Raw genomic sequence first — 25,379 nt, 5'->3', positions numbered from 1 at the left:
TCAACCCCAACAAAATACGCCAAACCTGTAGGTGCGAATTTATTTCGCGCTCATGTAATTTAACTTTACAAAAAGCGAGGTATAAAACCTCACCTACAATAAACATCAACCCCAACAACATACGCCAAACCTGTAGGTGCGAATTTATTGCGCGCTCGTGTAATTTAACTTTATAAAAAAGCGAGGTATAAAACCTCACCTACAAATAAACATCAACCCCAACAACATACGCCAAACCTGTAGGTGCGAATTTATTTCGTGCTCGTGTAATTTAACTTTATAAAAAAGCGAGGTATAAAACCTCACCTACAAATAAACATCAACCCCAACAACATACGCCAAACCTGTAGGTGCGAATTTATTTCGTGCTCGTGTAATTTAACTTTATAAAAAAGCGAGGTATAAAACCTCACCTACAAATAAACATCAACCCCAACAACATACGCCAAACCTGTAGGTGCGAATTTATTTCGCGCTCGTGTAATTTAACTTTATAAAAAGCGAGGTATAAAACCTCACCTACAAATAAAAACACCGCGTTTAAATTAAACGCGGTGTTTTTATTGCTTGCTGAAAGCTTTCATTTGAAAGCCAACGGCTGTGCTTTACAGATTAAGTGTAAACGTAACACCTGCAACACGAGGCTCACCTAATTGTGTGTAGGTATGCGTTGCGTAACCATCTTGTGGATCGTTACCAAACTCAAAACCACGTGTAGGGACTGTCTCGTCAAACACGTTACGAGCCCATGCGCGAACTGCCCACATGTCTGCTTCGTAGCCAAAGCTTAAGTTAACTAAGTTGCTGCTTGGTGCCTGTGAGTTATGACTATCTGAGAAGTAGTAATCGTCCTTACCTTCAACACCAATCATACCGTAAAGCTCACTTGTAAAGTTATAGCGAGCAGTAAACGCATACTGGTATTTAGGTGACTGTGCTTGCTCACGACCGTCTTGGTTTAAGCCAGACTGCGTTACAAAGTCGTCTATTTCAGTGTTTAAGTAACCAGCACTACCCGTTAAAAATAGATTATCAGTTAGTTGGTAACTACCCTCAACTTCTAGTCCGTAGTTGCTACCAGAACTTGCGTTATCAACATAACCGGTAAATTGCTGGCCTTCTACTTGCCATGCTTTTAACTGAATATCGTCGCGGTGCATGTAAAATGCAGCTAAGCGAAGTGTAAATTTGTCATCAAGCGATGAGCCTTTAACACCAAATTCGCCGCTCCATAAATATTCAGGGTCAAAACTGGTGTGTTGCTGGAAAAAATCAGCGCTTAGGTTTAAGCCTTCATCTTTCGCTTTAGCCAGTGCTTCTGAGTTAATACCGCCAGCTTTGTAGCCACGCGTGATACTGGTGTAGATCATCGTACGGTCAATTACTTGATACTCAAGCGCTATTTTACCGCCAACCATTACGTCGTCAGTGTCTTGTATAAAGCCATTGCTATCGGTGTAGTCGCCTTGGTATTGCTCTACACGTAAACCTGTAATTAATGTTGTTTTAGGACCAATTGGAGTTGCTACTTGACCATATACTGCAACGTTACTCGTTTCGTAAGTTGAAGAAAAAGGGCTTGCTAGCCATGTGTATTGGCGCTCTAAGTCAACGTCACGGTTTTGGTAATAAATACCCGCAACCCAGTTACCTGTTTTAGAGTTAAACTGTAAATCTACAGACTGATCGTCGCGATCGCGGCTGTATAAATCAGTTGAGCTGTATCCATCTGGATGTAAGCCTGCAGCACATAACTTTGGCTCACTTGTATCGTTACATACCCAGTCTTCGTCAAAGCTGTAAAGTAATTCGGTATCAATAGCCGATAGGTTTAGGTTTACATCAAAAGCGTCAAAACCCGTGTAAGTATTATTAACACCGATTGCGTAGCTTTCTTGATTGTCTTGCCCTGGCTCATCGGCAACACTATTGCGGCTGTTATCAAGCGTAAATGCATCGTAACCGTTGTTTATATCAATATAGTGAAGGTTTAACTCAGTATTTAAATGTTTTGTAAGCTGGCTGTTTATTTTAAAGCGGGCTACTTGTTCGTCTTGATTTTGTGTTTCGTCATTTAAATACAGGTTATCTACGTAACCGTCTGACTTTCTGCGAAAGTAGCTCACGCGTGCGCTAGTGTCATCTGTTAAGCCTGTGCTTGCTGCAATACCTGCTTCGCGGGTGTTGTATGTGCCAGCACCTACTTGTAATTTTAAACTTGGATCGCTCGTGGCTTTAGCTGAACCCATTTGGATCATACCGGCCATACCGTCTGCGCCAAAGCGTGTACCTTGTGGACCACGGTAAATTTCTACTTGGTCTATATCAAATAATAATGAGCTGCCACCAAGACCAGAATAGTTAATACCATCAATAACTAAGCCTACAGATGGATTAATAGGGTCTACAAATTGTGAACGAAGTCCCACGCCACGAATTTGGATGTAACGACCACGTGATGCACCAGATGCAAAATTTACATTGGCGGCACTGCCTAACATTTCGTCTAAGTAACTTGCACCACGTTGATTAATTTCATCTTCGCTGAATAAGCTCGCACTCGCGCTTAAAGTTTGAATGCTTTCGCGCTGAAAATCGCCGGTTACAACAATTCTTTCTAGGTCGCTATCATCAGCGTTAGCTGCAATTGGTGCACCAAGCAGCGGTAAAAGTGCGGCAGTAATTAAAGACAAACGTAAGTTCATTGGGTTACTTAACTCCATTTTAGGGACTCGTATGGTAGCAATTATTTAAACACATGTGCTATAAACGCGGCAATTATACGTTAAATAATCAGGATTACTAATATGACCTTTAAAGTTGACTTCAAAGTACGTGATTACGAATGTGACTTACAAGGTATCGTAAATAACAGTGTTTATTTTAATTATTTAGAGCATGCTCGCCATGAATTTTTGTACGCACACGGAATTGATTTTGCTCAATTAGCGAAAGATAAAATTAACCTAGTCGTGATGCGCAGCGAAATGGACTATAAACATTCACTATTACCAGGTGATGAATTTTATGTGGCTGTGGAGCCGCAGCGTATTAGTCGTTTAAAATTTGCGTTTAAGCAAACGGTTATACGTAAAAACGATGAAAAAGTAATGCTCAATGCACTGGTTATAGGAACGTCTGTTAATGAAAAAGGTAGACCGTTTTTACCTGAGCAAATAGATAACGTATTTAAAACTACAACTTAGTACTTAATCGCATAACTTTTGAACTATCATAGAACAAAAATTTACATTTAAAACATGCATTTTTAACGGATAAAGGGCATAAATATTGTTACAATTACATTAATTAGACAATTAGTTAGTAGTAGCATGAAATTAGCAGCAATACCGATGCTTATAGTCGGTTTATGTGTTGGTTGCGCATCAACAGGGACGGTTACCAGTGAGCAGCTTAAATACACCCAATGGCAATTATCACGTGTTGATGGTTTAGCAATTCCACCTTCGTTTAATGCATCAATGAGCTTTATTGAAGCACTGCAAGTAAACGGTTTTGCTGGCTGTAACAAATTTTTTGGTGAAGGTTCGCTTGAAGAAAGTAACCTTACCGTAAGTAAATTAGGAATGACGCGCAAGTCGTGCGGCGAAGACCTTGATGAGTTTGAGCAGCAGTTATTACAAGCCTTAAAGCAAGGTGCCGAGCTTAAAATGCAAGGCCAGCAATTAGTCATGCAAGGCGAGCAAACATTTGTGTTTATCCCTAAATAATTTTAAGTTTTTGAAAAACAGCCCCTTGCGGGCAGTTTTTAACTGACGTACACTCAGCGCAGATTTGATGGATAACACCTTCAAATTAACGAACAGAATTTATATATCAATACTTGTCGGAGTGCCAAAGCTAAGTAATTAGTTTTTGGCTGAGATCGCGAAAGCGGGATCCGTGAACCTGATCAGGTTAATACCTGCGTAGGGAACAAGCTGCCTAAAATGGGACGCTTGTGCGTCTTTTTTTATGCGCACAATAAAGTGATTTTGTTTATTTTAGGCTGCAAAGTAGCATGTACGCTACTTTACGATCTTTCTCTATTCCTCGGAATATCTGACAAGACAACCCTTAAGCAATGAGGCAAGTCATGTCAAATACTACAAATAAAGCGTCACGCCGAGAAACTCGTGCTGCCGCGTCTGAATATATTTATAACTTAACGGGTCAACCGTTTCCAAATTCTCATAAAGTATACGTTGAAGGTACTCAACCTGGTGTGCGTGTTGGTATGCGTGAAATTACGTTAAGTGATACGTTTATTGGTGGCACAGATGAAAACCCTGTTTATGAGTCAAACGATCCGCTACGTGTTTACGATACGTCGGGCCCGTATACCGATCCTAATTTTGAACTAGACGTGCGCAAAGGCTTACCAAAATTTCGTGAACAATGGATTGAAAGCCGTGGCGACACCGAAGTTTTAGAATCAGTAACGTCGCAATTTTCGCAGCAACGTATGGCGGATGAAGGGCTGGATCATATTCGCTTTGATCACCTTCCAAAAATTCGCCGTGGTATCGCGGGCAAAAACGTAACGCAAATGCACTACGCACGCCAAGGGATTATTACTCCTGAAATGGAATACGTAGCCGTTCGCGAAAATATGGGACGTGCAGAAATTCGTAAAGAATTACTTGCCGCGCAGCATAAAGGCGAGTCGTTTGGCGCGAGTATTCCTGAATTTATTACCCCAGAATTTGTACGCGATGAAATAGCCCGTGGTCGCGCTATTTTACCAAATAATATAAACCATCCAGAAACAGAACCTATGATTGTAGGCCGTAACTTTTTAGTAAAAGTTAACGCCAACATTGGTAACTCATCAGTAAGCTCATCGATTGAAGAAGAAGTAGAAAAAATGGTGTGGTCTACCCGCTGGGGCGCAGACACCGTGATGGACTTATCAACGGGACGTTACATTCACGAAACGCGTGAATGGGTTGTACGTAACTCGCCTGTACCTATTGGCACAGTACCGATTTATCAAGCGCTTGAAAAAGTAAATGGTGTGGCTGAGGATTTAACGTGGGAGATTTTCCGCGATACGCTTATTGAACAAGCCGAGCAGGGTGTTGATTACTTTACTATTCATGCCGGTGTACTGCTTCGTTACGTACCAATGACGGCTAAACGTGTAACCGGTATTGTGTCGCGCGGTGGCTCAATTATGGCTAAGTGGTGTTTAGCGCATCATAAAGAAAACTTTTTATACACGCACTTTGAAGACATTTGCGAAATTTTAAAACAATACGATGTGTGTTTTTCACTCGGTGATGGACTTCGCCCTGGTTCGATTGCTGATGCCAACGATGAAGCACAGTTTAGTGAGCTGCGCACATTAGGTGAACTGACTAAAATTGCGTGGAAACACGATGTACAGGTATTTATTGAAGGCCCTGGACATGTGCCAATGCACATGATTAAAGCCAATATGGACGAGCAATTAAAACATTGTGACGAAGCGCCATTTTATACTTTAGGCCCGTTAACGACCGATATTGCCCCAGGGTATGACCATATTACTTCTGGTATTGGGGCGGCTCAAATAGCATGGTACGGCTGTGCAATGCTTTGCTATGTAACACCTAAAGAGCATTTAGGTCTGCCAAATAAAGAAGATGTTAAAGAAGGCTTAATTACCTACAAAATAGCTGCACATGCCGCCGATTTAGCAAAAGGTCATCCTGGCGCGCAAGAGCGCGATAACGCCTTATCAAAAGCACGCTTTGAGTTTAGATGGCATGACCAATTTAATATTGGTTTAGATCCAGACCGAGCTCGCGAGTATCACGACGAAACCTTACCGCAAGAATCAGGCAAAGTGGCTCACTTTTGCTCTATGTGTGGTCCTAAATTTTGCTCTATGAAAATTAGCCAAGAAGTACGCGATTACGCTAAAGATTTAGAAACACGCGGTATTGATCCTAATAACGCTGGCGACGCTATTGAAATAAAAATGGTTGATGTAGAAGCCGAAATGAAAGCTAAGTCAGCTGAGTTTAAGCAAACAGGCTCAGAGATTTACCATAAAGCGGTATAAAGTAATTATCGCTAAAAGTTAGATGCAGACGTAGGTGATGTTTTATACCTCGCTTCTTTAAAAGTTGAAGAAGTGCGAAGTAAATTCGCACCTACTAATAACTGCTTTGGAGGTTTGTATGGTTTATAGCATTGCGGTGGTTGGGTTTGGTTTAGCGGGCAGGTTAGCTGCGCTTACGCTGAGCAAACAGCACCATGTCACTGTTTTTGAAGCAGACGATGAGCAAACCCCAAATAGCGCCGGTAAAGTGGCTGCAGCAATGCTTGCCCCGCTTGCTGAGTCGGTATTGTGTGAGGCTGATTTAGCTTTAATGGGTCTTGATTCAATGAAGCGCTGGCCCAGCATTATTTCAGAACTTGAAAGTGAGGTTTTTTTTCAGCAGCAAGGCACTTTGGTCATTGCGCACCAGCAGGACAAAGGCGATTTACAAAGCTTTGCACAGCGTATAAAACCGCTAGCTGATCACACTGCCGAGCATATAAATGCTCAACAAATTACAATGCTTGAACCTGAACTTGCTGGGCGTTTTAACCAAGGCTTATTTTTACCCTGCGAGGGGCAAATTGATAACCAAGCATTTTATAAAGCCAGCTTTGCACAGCTCAACAAACGCAAAGTAAAGTTTGTATTTAACCAGCGCGTAACCATTAGCGACAATAAAATAAATAATCGACCATTCGATTATATTATTGATTGCCGTGGGCTTGGCGCTAAAAATAGCCAAGATGATAAACCGCTCAGGGGTGTGCGCGGCGAAGTAGCAAGGTTATACGCACCAGAGGTAAGTTTAATCAGGCCTGTGCGTTTAATGCACCCGCGTTATCCAATTTATATAGCGCCTAAACCTAACAGTGAATATGTAATTGGTGCGACTGAAATAGAGTCACAAGACAGCGGCGCGGCAACAGTGCGCTCAACTCTTGAATTACTTTCAGCGGCTTATACCGTACACAGCGGGTTTGCCGAAGCACGACTACTTAGTATTCAAACCGGATTACGCCCTGCATTTAGCGATAATCGTCCAGAAGTATCACAAGTTGGCAATGTAATTAGTATTAACGGCTTGTATCGACATGGTTATATGTTGGCGCCGGCATTAGTGGCGCAAGCAGTTTCACGAATAGAGTGAGAGTAGAATGAATATTACAATTAATGGCGAGCTACTTAATGTTAATAGTAAAGCACTCGTTGAGGTACTTCAAAGTTTTGGTGCAGTCGCGCCTTTTGCTGTGGCTGTTAATGGAGAATTTATTCCACAAAGTCGGCACAGTAACTATGTACTTAATGAAGGCGACAGTGTTGAGTTGCTATCACCCATTCAAGGCGGATAAAGCTCATGCAAACTAAAGACTGTTTAACTATTTATGGAGAGCAAATAAAGAGTCGCTTATTAATCGGCTCTGCGCTTTATCCGTCGCCCGACATTATGACCCAATCAATAGTTGCCTCTGGCGCTGAAATTGTAACCGTGTCGCTTAGGCGCCAACAAAGTGCAGCAGCCGGTGATGACTTTTGGCAGTTAATAAAAAATACAGGCTTAAAAATACTGCCTAATACCGCAGGGTGCCATAGTGTTAAAGAAGCGATAACGCTTGCAAAAATGTGCCGAGAAGTATTTGCCACCGACTGGATTAAGCTAGAGCTGATTGGCGATGATTACAATTTACAGCCTGACCCTTTTGCGCTACTTGAAGCCACAAAAATATTAATTAATGATGGCTTTAAAGTATTGCCTTATTGCACCGATGACTTAGTACTTTGCCAGCGCTTAAATGAGCTAGGGTGTGAGGTGCTTATGCCGTGGGGTGCGCCAATAGGCACCGGTAAAGGCTTGTTAAATAGCTATAATTTAAAAACTATTCGAGAGCGCTTACCCGATACCACATTAATAGTAGATGCCGGTTTAGGTTTGCCATCGCATGCCTGCCAAGCACTCGAAATGGGGTATGATGCGGTATTATTAAATTCAGCCATTGCAGGGGCGGGTTGCCCAATTACTATGAGCCGCGCATTTAAAGCCGCAGTTGAAGCGGGGCGCTTTGCATATAAAGCAAAAGCGATGCCTGAAAAAGACGTTGCAGCTCCATCAACCCCAACAATGGGCATGCCATTTTGGCATCAAGAAAAATAGCAGTTTTATTAAAAATATGAGCATTCTATCTAATTAAATAGCTCGTTAGTTCAATGTAATCGCTGTGAGGAGACAAATATGAATAACGTAGTATGGACAATTGCCGGCTCTGATTCTGGCGGCGGTGCAGGCATTCAAGCAGACATAAAAGCAATGCAAAGTTTTGGTGTACATGGGTGTACGGCTATTACGGCGCTTACTGCGCAAAACAGTTTAGGTGTAGAAGCTATTAATGCAGTGTCTACCGATATTATTGAATCTCAGTTACTTGCACTCGAAAAAGACATGAAAGCCAAAGTGATAAAAATTGGCATGTTAGCCAACGTGCAGCAAATTCAGTTAATCAGCGAGCATATAAGTCATTATAAAGCTAAATGGCCTGTGCCTCCCGTTATTGTATATGACCCTGTCGCTATTGCCTCAAGCGGTGACTTACTAACAGAAGAAGACACGGTAAGCGCAATAAAAGAATGTTTACTGCCGCTGGTGGATGTAATAACTCCAAACACACACGAAACACAGTTATTAACCGGTGTGTATTTAATTGGCCCGGCTGCAATAAAAGAAGCGGCTAATAAGTTATTAAGCTGGGGCGCTAAAGCCGTTGTTATTAAAGGCGGGCATTGGGATTACCCAAGTGGCTACTGCATTGATTATTGTATTGATAGTAATACGCAAAATGGTGAAGAATACTGGTTAGGCAATCAAAAAATACAAACACCGCATAACCACGGAACCGGGTGTAGCATGGCTTCGGTAATTGCAGCGTGTTTAGCTAAAGACTACCCATTAAAAGATGCCTTTATTTTAGCTAAAGCGTATATAAACCAAGGGCTAAAACAGTCGGTACGCTACGGTGAGGGGATTGGGCCGGTTGCTCAGACCTCGTTCCCTACTAATTTAGCTGACTACCCACAAGTTATTGAGCCTGGTAGTTGGCTGGGTGATGAACTAGATTTTGATGTGCCGCTTGATTTTAATATGGCGGCAGATTTTGCGCCTTGTGAAACACAATCGCTTGGCTTATATGCGGTTGTTGATAGCACCGATTGGTTAGAAAAGTGCTTACAACAAGGCATTAAAACAGCGCAGTTACGCGTTAAAAATAAAACGCAAGACGAGCTTGATGCGCTCATTAAGCAAGCTGTTGAGCTGGGCAAGCAATACAACGCACAGGTATTTATAAACGATTACTGGCAGCTAGCTATTAAGCATAGTGCGTATGGTGTGCATTTAGGACAAGAGGATTTAGACATTGCTAATTTAGCGGCAATTAAAGACGCTGGGTTAAGGCTTGGGCTTTCTACTCATGGCTTTTATGAAATGCTGCGTGCGCATAATTATCGCCCTAGTTATATGGCATTTGGTGCTATTTACCCAACCACAACAAAAGACATGACAGGGCAAATACAAGGTCTTGAAAAGCTGATTAAATTTGTACCGCTTATGCAAAGCTATCCAACAGTGGCAATAGGCGGTATTGACTTAAGCCGTGCTGAGCAGGTAGCGAAAACCGGCGTAGGCAGTGTTGCCGTAGTGCGTGCGATTACCGAGGCTGATAATTACGTAGAGGCTATAAGTGCTCTGCAAGTGGCCATAAGCAGTGCACATTAATATTAACAAGGGCAATACTAACAAGGCTGGTAAACGTGAATGAGCTAAGCGAAAAAGAAACCCTTCGTTATAGCCGCCATTTGTTGCTTGAAGAAGTTGGGCTTGAAGGGCAGTTAGCACTTAAATCCTCAACGGTTGCAGTAGTGGGGGCTGGTGGTTTAGGTAGCCCAGCACTTTTGTATTTAGCTGCGGCGGGCATTGGAACGCTTATTTTAATTGACGATGACGAAGTTGAGCTTTCAAACTTACAGCGCCAAGTGCTTTATAAAATAAACCACTTAGGGCAAAACAAGGTCGCTGCAGCGGGTAAAGTATTAGCGAGCCTGAATAATCAAATAGACATAGTGACGCATTGCCAAAAGTTAGATGAGAATAATGCAGTTAACATTTTAAAAGGTGCTGACATCGTACTTGATTGCTCTGATAACTTTAGCACTCGCTATTGCGTTAATCGTTATTGTATTGCTAATAAAACACCGTTAATTTCTGGTGCTGCATTGGCAACTAAAGGGCAGTTAATGGGCTTTGATTTTAGGCAAAGTGATAGCCCATGTTATGGCTGTGTTTTTCCACAAAGCGAAGCTACACCAGTTATCAATTGCAGTAACGCAGGAGTAATTAGCCCGCTACTGGGTGTAATTGGCTCTATGCAGGCGCAACTTACGCTCAACTTATTAATGGGGCATGCAGAGGGATGTGTATTTATAACGTTTGATGCGCTTACTTTAAAGCAGCAGCACTTTAAAGTGATTAAAGATTCAGAGTGTAAAGAGTGTGGTAAATAGGTTTTTGAGGGGCTTGTGCTTGTTATTACATGTGGCGTTAAAGAATTAAAAGCTGCGCTTTTCGCGTGAGCAAGCTTCACGCCTACAGTACATCAAAATTCTTACACCAAACTTGTATACGCACAGCTTGCTGGCGTGACGAGCAAAGCTCGTAATTTCTATGCCAGATGTCTTCTCATTTACATCTCTTTTGCTTCTCTTAGTGCAATAAGATCTTAAGTGATTTATTCACAAAGAGGTTAAGAGGGCGCTTCGCTTTAGAGAAGCCAATTAATAGTTATCAGTTATAAATATTAAAAGCGGCGCTTTACGCGTGTGCAGGCTTTACCCCTTCAAAAATAAAAAACCGCGTTAATTAAACGCGGTTTTTTGAGTTCTAATTAACAATTGATTTTAGTCGTTAATTTTTGCAAACGCAGTACCTAAGCGGGTAACCACTTCAGGTAATTGATCGTCCAGTATTTCCGCTTTATCAGCACCCCATGCAAGTACCACAGTAGAGCCTAATTTAAAGCGGCCCATTTCTTCACCCTTTTTAAGCGTGATGGCATTATCGCCAGTGGTTGGGTATTTCCAACTAAATACATCGCTACCTGCTGGTGGCGTGACAGTACCTGCCCAAATAGTTTCTATGCTGGCTACAATTGTTGCGCCAACAAGTACCATTGCAAGCGGACCAATTTCAGTTTCAAAAATTGCTACCACACGTTCGTTACGTGCAAACAAGTTAGGCACATTTTGCGCTGTAAGCGGGTTTACTGAAAATAAATCACCTGGCACGTAAATCATTTTGCTTAGTGTGCCATCAATTGGCATATGAATACGGTGGTAATCTTTAGGTGCTAAATAAATAGTGGCAAACTTACCGCCTAAAAATGGTGTTGTATCATCTTGTGAGCCGCCTAGTAGCGCTTGTAAGCTGTAATCGTGACCTTTAGCTTGTATTAGCTGTCCGTCAACAATATCGCCTAGCTGGCTGATTGCGCCATCCACTGGATGAATGATGATATTGCTACCATCTACCATTGGGCGCATGCCGTCTTTTAAAGGGCGAGTAAAAAATTCATTAAAGCTTTTATAATGAGCCGGATCTGGGTATTGGGCTTCGCTCATATCTACTTTATATTGCTTAATAAATAGTTTAATTAAAGTCGTTGTTAAAGCACCCGCTTTTGCAGCAGCTAATTTTCCGACTACGCGTGAAATAAAATGTTTTGGCATTGCGTACTGCATTGCGATTTTAAATTTGTCTAAACTCACAGTATTTTTCCTAAATTATACGCGAGGCGCACGGGCGCCTGCACGGCCATCGGCCATTGTTTCTAAAATTCGGTGGTAGCTGTCAAAGCGCAATTGAGAAATTCTTCCATCGGCTACTGCTTCTTTAACGATGCAACCCGGATCGTTTAAATGTTTACAGTCTCTAAAGCGGCACCCGCCTATAAATTCTCTAAACTCTTTAAAGCACCACGTTACACGCTCAACATCTAAATGCCACAAACCAAACTCACGAATACCTGGCGAGTCGATTAGGTTACCGCCACTTGGTAAATGGTGAAGGCGTGAAACAGTTGTTGTGTGCTGGCCTAAGCCGCTGTTTTCAGATACTTCTTTAGTTAATATTTCAGCGTTAGGCAATACAGTATTAACGAGGGTTGATTTACCCACACCACTTTGGCCAACAAAAATATTATTTTTATCAACAAGTACTTCTTTTAATTTATCAATACCATCGCCTGATATATTACTAACAAGGAGTACTTGGTAATCAAGTTTACGATAGATATCGAGAACTTTTTGTATTTCGTTAAGGCCTGCTTCGTCAATTAAATCGGTTTTATTGAGCACTAAAATTGGCTCAATGCCCATATCTTCACAGGCTATTAAATAACGGTCGATAATACTGGGTGTAAATTCGGGTAATACCGCCGATACCATGAGTATTTGGTCAATGTTGGCTGCAATAACTTTAACACCGTCGTAAAAATCAGGGCGGGTAAGTTGCGAGCGACGCTCTTGCGTGGCTTCAATTACACCGGCTAAATCACCTTCACTTACTTTGGCACGGCGAAATAATACTTCATCACCACATACTAAATTAGACACAGTACGGCGTATATTACAGCGAAGTACATCGCCATTTTCAGTTTCGACATCGGCGTGTTGGCCAAAACGACTGATCACAATTGCGCTCTCGACCTGACCTAAGTTATCGGTTTGCCATTCTTGCGCCCCTTTTTTAGCCGGTCTTGAGTCTGCGCTATTAATGCGCTTTTGGTGATTGGCCTTGATCTGACGCGATTGGCCTTTACTTAATTTTTTTTGTTTTGCCACTGGAGGCCTATAACCTTAGTTAAATGTCGCTTTTCCTAAAAAAAGCTTTAGCTCGACGGTTGATGCTAATATGATATATCGAAATGCGTTGGATCTAAAGGAAAGCACCGCTTAGGTAATTATGACTATTAATAAATCAAATTTAATTTGGCTCGATCTTGAAATGACAGGGCTCGAACCAGAGACCGATAAAATACTCGAAATTGCGACGGTTGTCACTGACGCAGACCTGAATATATTAGCCGAAGGGCCAACTATAGCTATTCATCAAAGTGATGAATTACTAAATGGCATGGACGAGTGGTGTACTACTCAACATGGTAAGTCGGGTTTAACAGCACGCTGCAAAGCAAGTACCTTTGATGAAGCCTATGCTGTAGAGCAAACTTTAGCGTTTTTAAAGCAGTGGGTACCAGCAGGCACTTCGCCAATGTGTGGTAATTCAATTGGTCAAGACCGCCGCTTTATGAATAAATATATGCGCGAGCTTGAAGACTTCTTTCATTACAGAAATCTTGATGTGAGTACTATTAAAGAATTAGCACGTCGCTGGAAACCAGAAGTGCTTGCAAAAGTGAACAAAAAAGGCTCACACCTTGCTTTGGATGACATTAAAGATTCGATTATGGAATTAAAAGTCTATAGAGAAAATTTCTTTAATTTGTAAAAAACACTTGCAAACAGACTGTATTATTGTAGAATCCTGCCCCGCTCAAGACGATAACCCACGCGGGGTTAGTGTGTTTGAGTGATTGAATTACCATCAATAAATGCGGTACTAGCTCAGTTGCTAGAATGTTGAACGCGACCAGTCGCGCTTAAGCTTAAAATAACTGAAGAAATAAAAAATGCGGTACTAGCTCAGTTGGTAGAGCGCGACCTTGCCAAGGTCGAGGTCACGAGTTCGAGCCTCGTGTACCGCTCCAATTTCTAACCAAAAGAAATTGAAGTGAATAAAAGCTAGCTCAGTTGCTAGTATGTTGAACGCAATTTATTGCGCATCAATAAAATAACTAAAAAATGCGGTACTAGCTCAGTTGGTAGAGCGCGACCTTGCCAAGGTCGAGGTCACGAGTTCGAGCCTCGTGTACCGCTCCAATTTCTAACCAAAAGAAATTGTAGTGTTGAATGAAAATATAATGCGGTACTAGCTCAGTTGGTAGAGCGCGACCTTGCCAAGGTCGAGGTCACGAGTTCGAGCCTCGTGTACCGCTCCAATCTTTTTATATCCTTTCAAAATTTTCTATATTAAAAATCATAAATAAAATTATAATTTAAAATCTCTCTTATCTACTTTATTCTATGTGCAATATTCAGCATTGAAGCCTTGGTTGTTAGAAGCTATCGCTTCGCGCGAGCTCAGCGCCACAAGAAAGGTGTCGTACTTTGAAGTTATGAGGTATGAGTGAGGTACAGAAGAGCTAATACTTTGAAACCTGAAGCTTTTGTTAAAATAGCTCCCCCTGAATAGTTGCTATAACTCGTCTAGAGCCACCAGAATCACGATGTTCACCTAAATAAATGCCTTGCCATGTACCTAACGCTAAATAACCATTTGAAATAGGAATACTTAGCTCGCAGCCTAACGTACTGGTTTTTATGTGTGCAGGCATGTCGTCGTCACCTTCATAATCGTGGCGATAATAAGGTTGACGCTCAGGAACGAATTTATTGAAATGGCTTTCCATGTCCATACGAACAGTGGGATCTGCATTTTCGTTTATTGTAAGGCTCGCTGAGGTATGCTGAATAAATAAATGTAACAAGCCTATTTTGTAACTCGCCAGTTCAGGAAGTTGAGATAATATTTCGTCATCAATTATATGAAAACCTCGCTGGCGAGGCTTTAATGTAATTTGCTTTTGCTGCCAACTCATAGTTTATCGAAACTAACTTCGATGTTTGCATTTCCTGCGTCACAGCTAAATGGCATGATGATTTTTTTACCTTGGCTTTTATGAGTAATTGTATGACCTTTACCCGATACCACAATAGGCGTTGCCATATCAAAGTCGAAACCTTTCTCGCCAAGTAAATTTTTAGCACCACCAGTTACCATGTTGGTTATTTCGCCAACCATATCGGTAACTTCTTCATCTATGGTATCAGGGCGTTCGCCAAGCATACGCTCCATGATGGTTAATGCTAATCCTTCATCAAATGTAATTGAAAATGATCCACGCGTTTGCGGGCCAACCATACCAATCAAACCTGATACATCACCACAGGCTATCTCATCAGTTTTAATGCGAGGTTTACCCGGCTTCAATTGAGTTTGAGCCATAGTGCTTAAAACATTAATTAAAGAAGATAAAAAAGGATTGATGAATTCTACATTCATAGTGGCTACTCTTAAATTTGTTCTGTGAAATGACTATATAGTTTGAGTATAGTCACTAAGGATAACTTTGAAGGATTATGATGCTCTACAAGATTCACATTTACCATGTGCTTCTATTGTTTGCCCTGATACGACAAAGCCACCTTCGGCAGCTAGATTATTAAGCTCATGCGAAATTACACTCGAGTGTAATTCTTTAACAAAGCCACATGTATCGCAAATTAATAATTGTACCGGGTGAATATGATCAAAATGATGGCACAGCATAAATGCATTTGTGCTTTCAATTTTATGAATAAAACCTAGTTCAGCTAAAAAGTCTAATGCACGATAAATAGTTGCAGGTTTAGCACCTGTTTCAGTTACTTTTAATTGCTCAAGCAAATCGTATGCACCAACACCACCTTGTGCACTGGCTAATAGACGAAATACTTTCTCGCGGATAGGCGTAAAACGCGCACCACGGTTGTCACAAACTTGTTTTGCTTTACTTACGAGTGATTCTATATTCATCATTACTCTTATCCTTATGCTACCGTGATATACTAACATACTGTGTTGTAGTTGCAGCGTTTTTATTAAGCGCTTTTTACCTAGGAAACCCAGTAATGCACGAACTATTGGCTATATTTATTTTCTTTTTTGCGGTTATTGACCCCATTGGCACTGTACCTGTATTTATTGCAGTCACACGTGGTGATGATGAGAAATTTAAACGTAAAGTTATATTTAAAGCGGTAGGCGTATCTGCATTAGTGCTCTTATTTTTTGTACTCGCAGGTGAGCAATTACTTAACGCAATTGAAATTCCACTTTCGGCTTTTCAAATAGCCGGCGGTATCATATTACTTATTTTTGCGCTTTCAATGATATTTGGTGAAAGTAAGCCTGAAGCCGAGATTAAAAGTGTACGCGACAGCACTGAAACCGCTATTTTTCCGCTTGCGATTCCGTCTATCGCGAGCCCTGGCGCTATGTTAGGCGCCGTATTAATGACTCGTAATGAAGAATATACCTGGGTTGAGCAATTACTAACGTCTTCAATGATGCTTGCTGTATTAGCGGTTGTACTGGTTTTGTTACTGCTTGCAACGCATGTACATAAATTAATTGGTGATAGTGGTGCAAGTATAATAAGTAGAATTATGGGGCTTATTTTAAGCTCGGTTGCGGTTACCAATATTTTAAATGGCATAGCCCATTATTTTGGCTTGCAGGTATTCTCTTAACATTGATGCCTGCCAGGCTTTTGTGTAAAATGCAGCGCCTTTTAAGCTGTGCTTAATAACTTTAATACCCTGAGGTTTGCTTTGAATAAATGTACTTTGGATAGACGCTTTTCTGTGGCACCAATGCTTGATTGGACTGATCGCCATTGTCGTACTTTTCATCGCAAAATGACTAAACATACTGTGCTTTATACTGAAATGATAACCACAGGGGCTATTTTATTTGGTCGAGGCGACTACTTACATTTTAATAAACACGAAGGCCCAGTTGCACTGCAACTTGGTGGCTCTGATCCTAAAGCGCTTGCGCAATGTGCAAAGCTCGCAGGTGAGCGTGGTTATGACGAAATAAATTTAAATGTAGGTTGCCCGTCAGACAGAGTTCAAAATGGTCGATTTGGCGCATGCTTAATGGCTGAGCCTCAATTAGTTGCGGACTGTGTTGCAGCAATGAAAAACGAAGTAAGTATTCCTGTAACTGTTAAAACGCGTATTGGTATTGATGAGCAAGATTCGTATGAGTTTTTATGTGCGCTTATTGAAGCGTCTCATAAAGTAGGATGTGATGATTTTATTATTCATGCTCGTAAAGCATGGCTTAATGGTTTAAGCCCGAAAGAAAATCGTGAAGTCCCACCGCTTGATTACCCACGTGTTTATCAACTTAAAAAAGATTATCCGCAGCTAGACTTAAGCCTAAATGGCGGCGTTAAAACAATTGAGCAGAGCCTAGAACATCTACAACATATTGATGGTGTAATGATTGGGCGTGAAGCTTACAGTAACCCATTTATGCTCAATGACGTTGATGAGAAAATTTATGGTGATGCTGCAAACACACAATCACGCCACGACGTAGTGCGCTCAATGTACAGCTACATTGAAGAAGAAATGCGTTTGGGTGCTAATTTTTGGCATATTGCACGTCACATGCTCGGTATTTTTCAGGGGCAGCCTGGTGCACGAGGTTTTAGACGCCACCTTTCTGAAAGTGGTCATGGTAAGCAAGCTGATTTATCGGTAATGGATAAAGCATTAAGCTTTGTACCAGAATAAAGCTAAGCTTTAAAAGTTCTAAATTTAAGCCACTTTCGAGTGGCTTTTTTGATCCTAAATATTAGTCAAAAGCATAATTTATTGGCCAATTACACTCTATGCTGTTCAGCTGGAAGTCACTAAAAACTAGAGTGCTTATTGTTTATCACTATGATTTTAAATGTTTTATTTTTGTTTTGATGAACTTGGCACAACTCTTGGAATCTTCTTGTTGAAATTAATTAAAAATCAACAGGAGAATACCATGGGAATATTTAACCGCGTAAATGATGTAATTCAATCAAACATTGTCGCTATGCTTGATAAAGCTGAAGACCCAGAAAAACTTTTAAACTTGATGCTTACCGAGATGCAAGATGCGTTGAATGAGTGCCGTAGTACAGCAGCCGCTTTATTGTGTGAAGAGAAAATAATTAATCGCCAAATTGATACTAAAAAAACAGAATTAGCAGCTTGGCAAGTTAAAGCAGAACGTGCGGTTGAGAAGGGCAGTGATGACCTTGCTAAGTCTGCCTTACTTGAAAAGCAGCGCGTTAACGAAAGCATTGAAAATAAGCAAACTCAACTAGAAACACTGCAAGAGTCTATTGCAAAAATTAAGGTTGATTGTGAGCGTCTGCAGCAAAAAATGGCTATGGCTAAAACTAAGCAAGCTCAGTTAATGCAGCGTCATAATGTTGCTATTGCTAGAGGGCGGATCAGTACGCAACTACAAAGCGATAAAGTAGCTCATGCGTTGTCTCGTTTTGAACAAATAGAGCAGCGTGTTGAAGGTATTGAAGCTCAAGTAGAGGCTTATGAGCTGACTGATACAGCAAGCTCTACGAGTGCCCAAATTGAGTCGTTAGTTAAAAATGAAAAAATTGATGCTGAACTGGCTCGCTTAAAAGCGAACTTAAATACTAATTTAAAACAAACTGCTTAGGAGATTGCTATGAACAGCTTTAATCGTCAACGAGGTTGGTATAAAGATACTCTAAATAAAAAAATATCGGGTGTTTGTAGTGGTTTAGCTCATAGATTGGACTTTCCTGTATGGGCAACACGCGTAGTTACTATTTTGTTGTTTTTGAGTTTTCCGTTTGCAATTGCACTTGGTTATTTTATAGCGCATTGCTGCCTTGAAAATAAAGAGTATTAATACCAATAGGCATAAATATTTGAACAATTTAACGAATTAAATCACTCTATAACGTTGTTAAAAATTTTTATTTAGAACAACTAGATATAAAAATTTTTGCCTAGTTATAGCGAAATTTTCTTATCATTAAATCGACCTCATATATAAGCCGGTTAGTATAAGGAGAATTACTATGAAAGCTTTGGCAGTATGTGTAATTATCTATTTATTACTGTTTACTGATTTAATAACGTTTGTGCAGATTGATTCTTGGCAGTTGCCGTTATGGATTGCTGATATTAGCTGGGCTGGGCTTGAGCTTGTAGGTGCTTTGGCCGCAATTGTTGCTGTAGTTGCTGTAGTGGCTTTAATTACTATGGGATTAGTTGGTGCGGGTGTAGTGGCATTAGCAGGGACTGTTTTAGCGCTTTTATTCGGATCTATAATGATTGCATGGCCGTTACTATTTGTTGCAGTGTTGTGTTGGCTTGTTGCCGATAACAAAAAAGTAGCCTCTTAATCCTTAATTTGACTGACTATTATAGGTTAACTATGTTAAATTTAGCCTGTAATTTAAAGTTTTCATAAGGATAAGAATGATGATGAAACTATGTTTTTCGATGGCTTCTGCATTAATATTTAGTTTTTTTTCGTCATCGTTGGCGGCGCACTCAGGGCACGATCATGGTTCTGATGTGGCTGTGCTCGAAGTAACTAACGCGCAAGTTAGAGAGTTTTTACCTGGCAGTACTTCAACTGTAGGTTATTTAACGCTAATAAATCACAGTGGAGCCGCAGCAACTTTAACTAAGGCAACTATTGATGGCTTAGGGCGTGTTGAAATACACGAGCATTCACATGTAGACGGCATGATGAAAATGCAACAAGTTGAATCAGTTGAAATTAAAGCGCACGAAAGTGTCAGTTTTCAACCTGGCGGTTATCATTTAATGGTATTTGAACCACAAGAGCCATTAAAAGTAGGGCAAGAACGCAAACTCACGCTATATTTTAGTGACGGTAATCGCTTGTTCACTAATGCTCAAGTCGTGTCGCTTGAAGCGCAAGCTACGCAGTCAAAACCATCTACTCAACACGCTCATCACTAGGAGTACACATGTCGCAACACAAAGGAAAAATAGCAGGAATAGTTGTTTTACTGCTTATCATATTTTACGCAATTGCTGTTTATTGGAGCACTGAGCCTTCACGTTTTGATGTTGTTGCAAACGCCAAAGAGCAAGCGCAGCTTCGTAATGAAAAAATAGTTACGGGTTACGTAACTACTTCTACATTAATTACAGTAGCAAATACCTTACTAGATAAACCCGGTGGCTACTTATCAAATGATGTAATACCACCAAGTATTATTATGGATGATATGCCGGCGTGGGAATATGGCGCGCTAGAAATGGTGCGTGATTTATCGCTTTCTATGCGAAAAGATTTTAGCCGTTCGCAATCACAGTCTACGGAACATGAAGCACTTAAAAAGGCGCAGCCACAGTTTAATATAAGCTCTGAAGCATGGGCATGGCCAAGTGCTGAAGGTGAGTACCAAAAAGGTATTGACTACTTAATGGTATATCGTGGACAAATTGCTAACGAGCATGAGCGTGATAGTCAATTTTATGCACGAGCAGATAACTTACGTAGTTGGCTTAAAGAAGCTGAAAAACGTTTAGGTAGTTTAAGCCAGCGTTTAAGCGCAAGCGTAGGCCAAGAAAAAGTGAATACCGATTTAGCAGGTAATTCATCTAATAAACAAGCAACCCTTGCTCCACTGCAGCAACAAGTAAGAACGCCGTGGTTAGAAATCGACGACGTGTTTTACGAGTCGCGCGGTGCTACTTGGGCGTTACTACACTTTTTACAAGCGATAGAGTATGACTTTAATGATGTACTTGAAAAGAAAAATGCACGTGTAAGCGTTCAGCAAATCATACGTGAACTTGAGGCAACTCAAGAAACAGTATGGAGCCCACTTATTTTAAACGGGAATGGTTTTGGCTATGTTGCTAACCACTCTTTAGTTATGGCAAATTATATTTCTAGAGCCAATGCGGCTTTAATCGAACTTAGCGAACTACTAGCTCAAGGATAAAAAATGAAAAAGTATTGTTTAGCAGCAGCCCTTTCAATGGCATGTTTAGCACCGGCAGCGCAAGCTGACACTCTACTAGGTTTATACGTAGGTGTTGATGGATGGAAGTCAGATAGCGATGGCCAATTTTCTTATAAAGATAAATCATCTCAAGATTTTGATTTTGAAGATGAGACTTTTGTAAGTTACTACGCGGCGCTTGAGCACCCAGTGCCGTTAGTACCAAATATCAAATTAAAGTACACAGAGCTTGAGTTAAATGGTTCTGCGGTTATCGATGATACGTTTAGCTTTAATGGCAGTAATTTTGCTAAAGGTAGAGAAGTAAATACTCTTAGTGATTTATCGCACATTGATTATATTTTTTATTACGAAATATTTGATAACGATTTAATCTCAATTGACTTAGGTTTGAATGTTAAGCAGTTCGACGGTGAAATTACAGTAAGATATGATAGTGAAGAAGATCTTTCTCAAACTGAAACTGTAGACTTCTCTGGTTTTGTTCCTCTTGCATACGGCCGTGCCGAAGCTGGCTTACCATTTACTGGTTTAAGTGTATTTTTTGAAGGTAGCTTTTTGGCTATTGACGACAGTAAAGTACAAGATTACCAAGTAGGTGTAGCGTGGGAACTTATTGATAACTTGGCAGTAGATGTTGCTGTTAAAGCAGGTTACCGCTCTATGGTATTAGAACTTGATGATGTAGATGATATTACTACTGATATTGATGCATCTGGCCCATTTGCGGGTATTCAGGTTCATTTTTAATTAGTACTTTCTAATTAAATGAAGCGTGGCATATTATTTTATTGCGTGCCACGCTAAATCAAACTCTCCCTCTAGCGCATTATTAATCAACTGCTTATAGACCTTATTGACAGGGAAATTAATGAGTTTAGATAGCTCATCACCTGTTTGAGTAAATTTGTAATAGCTTAATACCAAATCACTACTCTTTGCTTTTAACGTTACTTTTTGCGATAAAAATGAAAGGGTAAGTTCTTGCCCCGCTTTAAGCACTGCAGATTCAATTTCTTTTCTATACAGTAAATTAAGATCCATGAGCGTTAAAATATCAGGAAAGCTAATACCCGTTTTTCCTAAATTTAAAGATACTTTATTGCCTTTTCGTAGCAAATCAAACAACGATGGTTTTTTGTAAAAGCCGAGTAATATAAAGTGGCTGTCGTCTTTTTCGTTATAGCCTGAGAGCGACACACATTTTTGCAAAGAGTCTGCTTCTCGCTGTGTCATATGCTTTAAAGTTTGTAGGCTTTTAATTGAAAACGTACCAGGATTGAGTGTTTCTCCTGTTAAAATTTTTGCCCATAAAATTTGCATTGATTCATTAGAAGTATCTTCACACAGAGCTATAAAATGCTCTACCCAATCAACATCGGGCTGTTTACTACTTGCTACATCAGGGCAAAATCCCATAGCCACTGCTAAAATTGATTCTATATTTTGTTGTTGTTTAATGAGTAATAAATCTTGGCGCTTTTGAGCGCGAGCTAAAACAGAGTTTTCACTGTTGATATGATAAAGCGGCTTAATTTTGCCCTTAATATCGTAACTTTGCTCGTTAGTAGGTAGTACACCGTTACTACCTACTTTTGTTATAGGGTAACCAAGCAAGGACTCGATGATGTTGGCAAGATTAATTCTCGCCTGTGCTGTTTTGACTGTCATGACTGTGCATTATCCTTTGTGGATCACTAAGCTGTGCAACAGTTTGAAGGTTATTTAAACCCAGTGAAACTGTATTACTGAGTACGTACTCGCTCAAAATTGCAGTGTAACCAGATATTAAAGGAGCAGTTGTTTGACCTTTAATATTACATATTAACGTAACTATACCGTTTTGCTCGCTAAGGTTAAAAGTGCCTCTAATAATATGCTCAGCATTTAAAAGTATGTTGAAGCTGACTTTATTTTGGCTTACCGAAGTTATGATCATTTCACCATACCCCCATTTTCCTTTCCAAGACTGATGAGCCCCTAGGCCAGAACTGGGTTCGCCCAAAGTAAAACGTATGCTGGGGTCTACTTTTTCCCATGGAGACCATTTTTGCCATTGGCTAAAGTCGGTGATAAGCGGCTTTATTACTTTAAGATTGGCATTAATTTCGATTGTTTTATTTACACTATAACTTTGAGGCAGTATTAGCCCTACCAGTGCCAATACTAATAGTAATAACAGTACGCATTTGATTAATATTTTTAATGGTTTAATAAGCACACCTTTTATTAGTTTTTCAAGTTGAAATACAACAACTTTTTATTAATCGACTATAGTATGAATTAGATTATAAACCAAAAATAATTTATTGATTGCTACTTAGGAGAGCGAATGTCGTCAGATCAAAACGATTTTTTATTTTTTGAACAAGATTTTGAAGACGATGCTGTTGTTGAGCAGACTAAGTTTTGGGATATTTTAATTGTTGATGACGAACCTGAGATTCATTCTGTAACAAAATTAGCTTTGTCTGGCGTTGAGTTTTTAGGGGCTGGCTTGCGATTTCACGATGCTTATTCGGGTGCAGAAGCAATAGAAGTGCTAGCTAAAAATAAAAATATTTCGGTTATTTTTTTAGACGTTGTTATGGAAACTGACGATGCCGGTTTGCAGGTTGTAAAAAGGGTGCGTGACGAATTAAATAATCAACATGTAAGAATTATTTTAAGAACAGGGCAAGCAGGTATTACACCAGAAGAAAAAGTAATACGAGAATACGACATAAATGACTATAAAACGAAAACAGAGCTGACTCGTTCTAAGTTAGTAACTTCGCTTATAACCGCTATTCGCTCATACGAGCAGGTATGTCAGCTTGAATATCAAAGTGATGCAATGAACACGATTGTTTCAGCATCAAAGTCTATTTTAGGACTTACTGATGTTAAGCAATTATGCAAAGAAATCATCAAGCACATGAGTATTATTTTAAAATGTTCACCTAGAGGGCTTGTTTGCAGTAAGTTAGATGGCGATGATTTTATTCAGGTCTTAGGTGGTTGCGGGCATTACGAAAGCTATTTTGGTAAAAAATTAATTAATGTTGATAGCAAAGTATTTGAACAAGTTGAGTCGTGTTTTGGTTTGTCAAAGCACCAACACATAGACTCAAGTTCAACATTTATATTAAAAAGTAAGCATCGAAAAGCGGCTTTATATATAGAGTGCGACCACATTCCCTTACAAGCACAGCTACAATTTGCTGAAATTTTCTTAACTAATGTAAGTGTAGCACTTGATAACATAAGGTTATTTGTAAAGTTAAGAGATGCTGCTTATAAAGATGTGCTTACTGGTATTTCAAATCGTACTAACTTTATTGAGCGTGTGGTGAGTTATCAAAAGCCACAAGTGAACGATCATGTATTTGTATTACTTGATGTAGTTAATTTTGCAGATATTAATAACGGCTTAGGGCAAGAGGTCGGCAATAAAGTATTAATTGGCATTGTGCAAAGGTTAAGAGAAAATTACCCAACAGCTAAATTACTATCACGTATTGGCGCTGATGTTTTTGGTTTTATTATTCGCCAAGACGAATTTGACTTAAAAAAGTTGAATGAGCAATTAGGTATTTCATTTTACGCAGAAGAACATTTACTCCCTATCGATTTTAGAGTGGGCTTATGCCAACAACAAGACTTTCAAAGTAGCGGTATTGATACACTGAAAGTTGCTTATATTGCACTTGACCAAGCTAAAAAAGCAAAACATAAAGAAGGCGTTTATTACAATATTGATATGCAAGATAAGATGGCTTGGCGGATAGGGATTATTAGGCAGTTACGTCATGACTTTGCTCGAAATAAATTAGAGGTATGGTACCAACCTCAACTTGCACTAGATGACTTATCGCTAATTGGATGTGAGGCATTATTACGCTGGCCGGCAAGTGATGGCGTGTATATATCGCCGGCTGTGTTTGTGCCACTTGCAGAGGATGCGGGCTTAATTGTTGATATAGGGCAGTGGGTATTAGAACAAGCTTGCCAACAGCAAAAGCGCCTAGAAAATATGGGCACAGAAATTTGTATTGCAGTTAATGTGTCTGTTCCACAGTTTAAAGTAAAAGGTTATGCGCAAACTGTTAAAAATACATTGTTAAAATATGGTGTTAAGCCAAAAAACATAGAATTAGAAATCACCGAGAGCGTAGTAATGGATGAGCTGGAAACGGTTATTAGTACACTAAGCGAGCTAAAAGAACTCGGAATGGAAGTTGCTATTGATGACTTTGGTACTGGTTTTTCGTCGCTGAGTTACATTCAAAGTTTACCTTTGGATCGGTTGAAAATAGATCGTGCATTTATTAAAGATTTACCAAATGATGACACTGGCGCTATTGCTGCCTTAGTTATATCTCTTGGTGCTAAGTTGGGCTTAAAAACGATTGCTGAAGGGGTCGAAACACAAGAGCAAGCCCAGTTCTTAAAAAATTTAGGATGCGATGAAGTACAAGGTTTTATGTATGCTAAACCCATGCCTGAAAATGAATTAATAGAATTTATAAATAAACGCTAAAAAGATTAACTTATTATTTAAGCTAATGAACGATTTAGAATTTAAGGCGCGATATGCTTTGACTACTTTGTAT

The 25,379-nt window shown here is 40.0% G+C and carries 26 protein-coding genes, 3 tRNA genes and 1 riboswitch; of the genes, 21 read left to right on the top strand and 8 right to left on the bottom strand.

The features are described from left to right. Positions 1–605 precede the first annotated feature (605 nt). The gene (locus I6F43_RS05260; protein ID WP_197101322.1) at positions 606–2,723 is read right to left on the bottom strand and encodes a TonB-dependent receptor; all 2,118 of its coding nucleotides are present in this window, start codon (positions 2,721–2,723) and stop codon (positions 606–608) included. Positions 2,724–2,807: 84 nt separating this feature from the next. Between I6F43_RS05260 and I6F43_RS05255 the strand changes: the two genes are divergently transcribed. The 8 genes from I6F43_RS05255 (at position 2,808) to I6F43_RS05220 (ending at position 10,579) form a co-directional block, all read left to right on the top strand. Beyond that, positions 2,808–3,206, top strand: coding sequence for an acyl-CoA thioesterase (locus I6F43_RS05255; RefSeq protein ID WP_182681684.1), 399 nt, complete (start codon positions 2,808–2,810; stop codon positions 3,204–3,206). A gap of 126 nt (positions 3,207–3,332) precedes the next feature. After that, positions 3,333–3,731 carry an META domain-containing protein gene (locus I6F43_RS05250; RefSeq protein ID WP_306344991.1) on the top strand — a complete coding sequence of 133 codons (399 nt, stop codon included), beginning with the start codon at positions 3,333–3,335 and terminating at the stop codon, positions 3,729–3,731. Between the two features lie 107 nt (positions 3,732–3,838). Further along, a riboswitch (TPP riboswitch) is annotated at positions 3,839–3,953 on the top strand. A gap of 143 nt (positions 3,954–4,096) precedes the next feature. After that, a complete protein-coding gene (thiC, locus tag I6F43_RS05245; protein WP_220492788.1) occupies positions 4,097–6,049 on the top strand; it encodes a phosphomethylpyrimidine synthase ThiC in 1,953 nt (650 codons plus the stop codon). Positions 6,050–6,167: 118 nt separating this feature from the next. Further along, on the top strand, positions 6,168–7,178 hold the full coding sequence (locus tag I6F43_RS05240; RefSeq protein WP_197101320.1) for an FAD-dependent oxidoreductase: 1,011 nt from the start codon (positions 6,168–6,170) through the stop codon (positions 7,176–7,178). 7 nt (positions 7,179–7,185) lie between these two features. Beyond that, a complete protein-coding gene (gene thiS / locus I6F43_RS05235; RefSeq protein WP_002960781.1) occupies positions 7,186–7,380 on the top strand; it encodes a sulfur carrier protein ThiS in 195 nt (64 codons plus the stop codon). Between the two features lie 5 nt (positions 7,381–7,385). Continuing rightward, positions 7,386–8,180: a thiazole synthase gene (locus I6F43_RS05230; RefSeq protein ID WP_197101318.1), complete on the top strand. Its 795-nt coding sequence runs from the start codon at positions 7,386–7,388 to the stop codon at positions 8,178–8,180. 78 nt (positions 8,181–8,258) lie between these two features. Next, entirely contained in the window at positions 8,259–9,794 is a 1,536-nt protein-coding gene (thiE, locus tag I6F43_RS05225; RefSeq protein ID WP_197101316.1) for a thiamine phosphate synthase, read from the top strand. Between the two features lie 35 nt (positions 9,795–9,829). Beyond that, positions 9,830–10,579, top strand: a complete 750-nt coding sequence (locus I6F43_RS05220) for a HesA/MoeB/ThiF family protein (RefSeq protein ID WP_024589776.1) — start codon at positions 9,830–9,832, stop codon at positions 10,577–10,579. Positions 10,580–10,972: 393 nt separating this feature from the next. Here I6F43_RS05220 and asd read toward each other — a convergent pair whose 3' ends face one another. Both asd and rsgA read right to left on the bottom strand, forming a co-directional pair. Next, positions 10,973–11,839: an archaetidylserine decarboxylase gene (gene asd, locus I6F43_RS05215; protein WP_197101314.1), complete on the bottom strand. Its 867-nt coding sequence runs from the start codon at positions 11,837–11,839 to the stop codon at positions 10,973–10,975. A 15-nt stretch (positions 11,840–11,854) separates the two neighbouring features. Beyond that, a complete protein-coding gene (rsgA, locus tag I6F43_RS05210) occupies positions 11,855–12,913 on the bottom strand; it encodes a small ribosomal subunit biogenesis GTPase RsgA (protein WP_010554253.1) in 1,059 nt (352 codons plus the stop codon). Between the two features lie 121 nt (positions 12,914–13,034). On the opposite strand from rsgA, the gene orn reads away from it, so the two are divergent. From orn to I6F43_RS05190, 4 genes are all read left to right on the top strand, one after another. Beyond that, positions 13,035–13,580, top strand: coding sequence for an oligoribonuclease (orn, locus tag I6F43_RS05205; protein WP_007585019.1), 546 nt, complete (start codon positions 13,035–13,037; stop codon positions 13,578–13,580). A 183-nt stretch (positions 13,581–13,763) separates the two neighbouring features. Next, positions 13,764–13,839, top strand: a tRNA-Gly gene (locus I6F43_RS05200). A 96-nt stretch (positions 13,840–13,935) separates the two neighbouring features. Further along, positions 13,936–14,011: transfer RNA gene (locus I6F43_RS05195), tRNA-Gly, on the top strand. A 43-nt stretch (positions 14,012–14,054) separates the two neighbouring features. Then, positions 14,055–14,130 (top strand) — tRNA-Gly (locus I6F43_RS05190). Between the two features lie 231 nt (positions 14,131–14,361). Here I6F43_RS05190 and I6F43_RS05185 read toward each other — a convergent pair. The 3 genes from I6F43_RS05185 to I6F43_RS05175 all read right to left on the bottom strand — a co-directional run bounded on the left by I6F43_RS05185 (position 14,362) and on the right by I6F43_RS05175 (position 15,767). Then, on the bottom strand, positions 14,362–14,790 hold the full coding sequence (locus tag I6F43_RS05185) for a secondary thiamine-phosphate synthase enzyme YjbQ (protein ID WP_010554254.1): 429 nt from the start codon (positions 14,788–14,790) through the stop codon (positions 14,362–14,364). After that, the gene (locus I6F43_RS05180; protein WP_007580265.1) at positions 14,787–15,254 is read right to left on the bottom strand and encodes a chemotaxis protein CheX; all 468 of its coding nucleotides are present in this window, start codon (positions 15,252–15,254) and stop codon (positions 14,787–14,789) included. The genes I6F43_RS05185 and I6F43_RS05180 overlap by 4 nt, the downstream gene beginning before the upstream one ends. Before the next feature lie 75 nt (positions 15,255–15,329). Beyond that, the gene (locus tag I6F43_RS05175; RefSeq protein ID WP_007580267.1) at positions 15,330–15,767 is read right to left on the bottom strand and encodes a transcriptional repressor; all 438 of its coding nucleotides are present in this window, start codon (positions 15,765–15,767) and stop codon (positions 15,330–15,332) included. Between the two features lie 95 nt (positions 15,768–15,862). On the opposite strand from I6F43_RS05175, the gene I6F43_RS05170 reads away from it, so the two are divergent. The 8 genes from I6F43_RS05170 (at position 15,863) to I6F43_RS05135 (ending at position 21,534) form a co-directional block, all read left to right on the top strand. Then, entirely contained in the window at positions 15,863–16,483 is a 621-nt protein-coding gene (locus tag I6F43_RS05170; protein WP_024589771.1) for a MarC family protein, read from the top strand. A 123-nt stretch (positions 16,484–16,606) separates the two neighbouring features. After that, positions 16,607–17,539, top strand: a complete 933-nt coding sequence (gene dusA, locus I6F43_RS05165; RefSeq protein ID WP_024594008.1) for a tRNA dihydrouridine(20/20a) synthase DusA — start codon at positions 16,607–16,609, stop codon at positions 17,537–17,539. A 244-nt stretch (positions 17,540–17,783) separates the two neighbouring features. Continuing rightward, a complete protein-coding gene (locus tag I6F43_RS05160; protein ID WP_165721146.1) occupies positions 17,784–18,464 on the top strand; it encodes a PspA/IM30 family protein in 681 nt (226 codons plus the stop codon). Positions 18,465–18,473: 9 nt separating this feature from the next. Next, a complete protein-coding gene (locus I6F43_RS05155; protein WP_008172691.1) occupies positions 18,474–18,680 on the top strand; it encodes a PspC domain-containing protein in 207 nt (68 codons plus the stop codon). Between the two features lie 172 nt (positions 18,681–18,852). Further along, positions 18,853–19,179, top strand: coding sequence for a hypothetical protein (locus I6F43_RS05150; protein ID WP_010554260.1), 327 nt, complete (start codon positions 18,853–18,855; stop codon positions 19,177–19,179). Positions 19,180–19,258: 79 nt separating this feature from the next. Further along, positions 19,259–19,768, top strand: a complete 510-nt coding sequence (locus tag I6F43_RS05145) for a copper chaperone PCu(A)C (protein WP_165721260.1) — start codon at positions 19,259–19,261, stop codon at positions 19,766–19,768. Positions 19,769–19,776: 8 nt separating this feature from the next. Continuing rightward, positions 19,777–20,763 (top strand): DUF2333 family protein, encoded by a 987-nt coding sequence (locus tag I6F43_RS05140; RefSeq protein WP_010554262.1) that lies wholly within the window; start codon positions 19,777–19,779, stop codon positions 20,761–20,763. A 3-nt stretch (positions 20,764–20,766) separates the two neighbouring features. After that, the gene (locus I6F43_RS05135; protein ID WP_182194626.1) at positions 20,767–21,534 is read left to right on the top strand and encodes a TIGR04219 family outer membrane beta-barrel protein; all 768 of its coding nucleotides are present in this window, start codon (positions 20,767–20,769) and stop codon (positions 21,532–21,534) included. Positions 21,535–21,567: 33 nt separating this feature from the next. On the opposite strand, the gene I6F43_RS05130 is transcribed toward I6F43_RS05135, so the two are convergent. Both I6F43_RS05130 and I6F43_RS05125 read right to left on the bottom strand, forming a co-directional pair. After that, the gene (locus I6F43_RS05130; RefSeq protein ID WP_024590186.1) at positions 21,568–22,455 is read right to left on the bottom strand and encodes a TIGR03899 family protein; all 888 of its coding nucleotides are present in this window, start codon (positions 22,453–22,455) and stop codon (positions 21,568–21,570) included. Beyond that, positions 22,424–23,005, bottom strand: coding sequence for an SRPBCC family protein (locus I6F43_RS05125; protein ID WP_007580289.1), 582 nt, complete (start codon positions 23,003–23,005; stop codon positions 22,424–22,426). Before I6F43_RS05125 ends, I6F43_RS05130 begins: the two co-directional genes overlap by 32 nt. Before the next feature lie 111 nt (positions 23,006–23,116). Between I6F43_RS05125 and I6F43_RS05120 the strand changes: the two genes are divergently transcribed. Beyond that, positions 23,117–25,306: a bifunctional diguanylate cyclase/phosphodiesterase gene (locus I6F43_RS05120; RefSeq protein WP_197101312.1), complete on the top strand. Its 2,190-nt coding sequence runs from the start codon at positions 23,117–23,119 to the stop codon at positions 25,304–25,306. Positions 25,307–25,379: the final 73 nt, after the last annotated feature.

This window comes from Pseudoalteromonas sp. NZS71_1 (genome assembly GCF_015864305.1).
Lineage (GTDB): Bacteria > Pseudomonadota > Gammaproteobacteria > Enterobacterales > Alteromonadaceae > Pseudoalteromonas > Pseudoalteromonas arctica.
The sequence above is the reverse complement of the archived record's forward strand: the minus strand, read 5'-3'. Positions and strand labels throughout refer to the sequence as shown.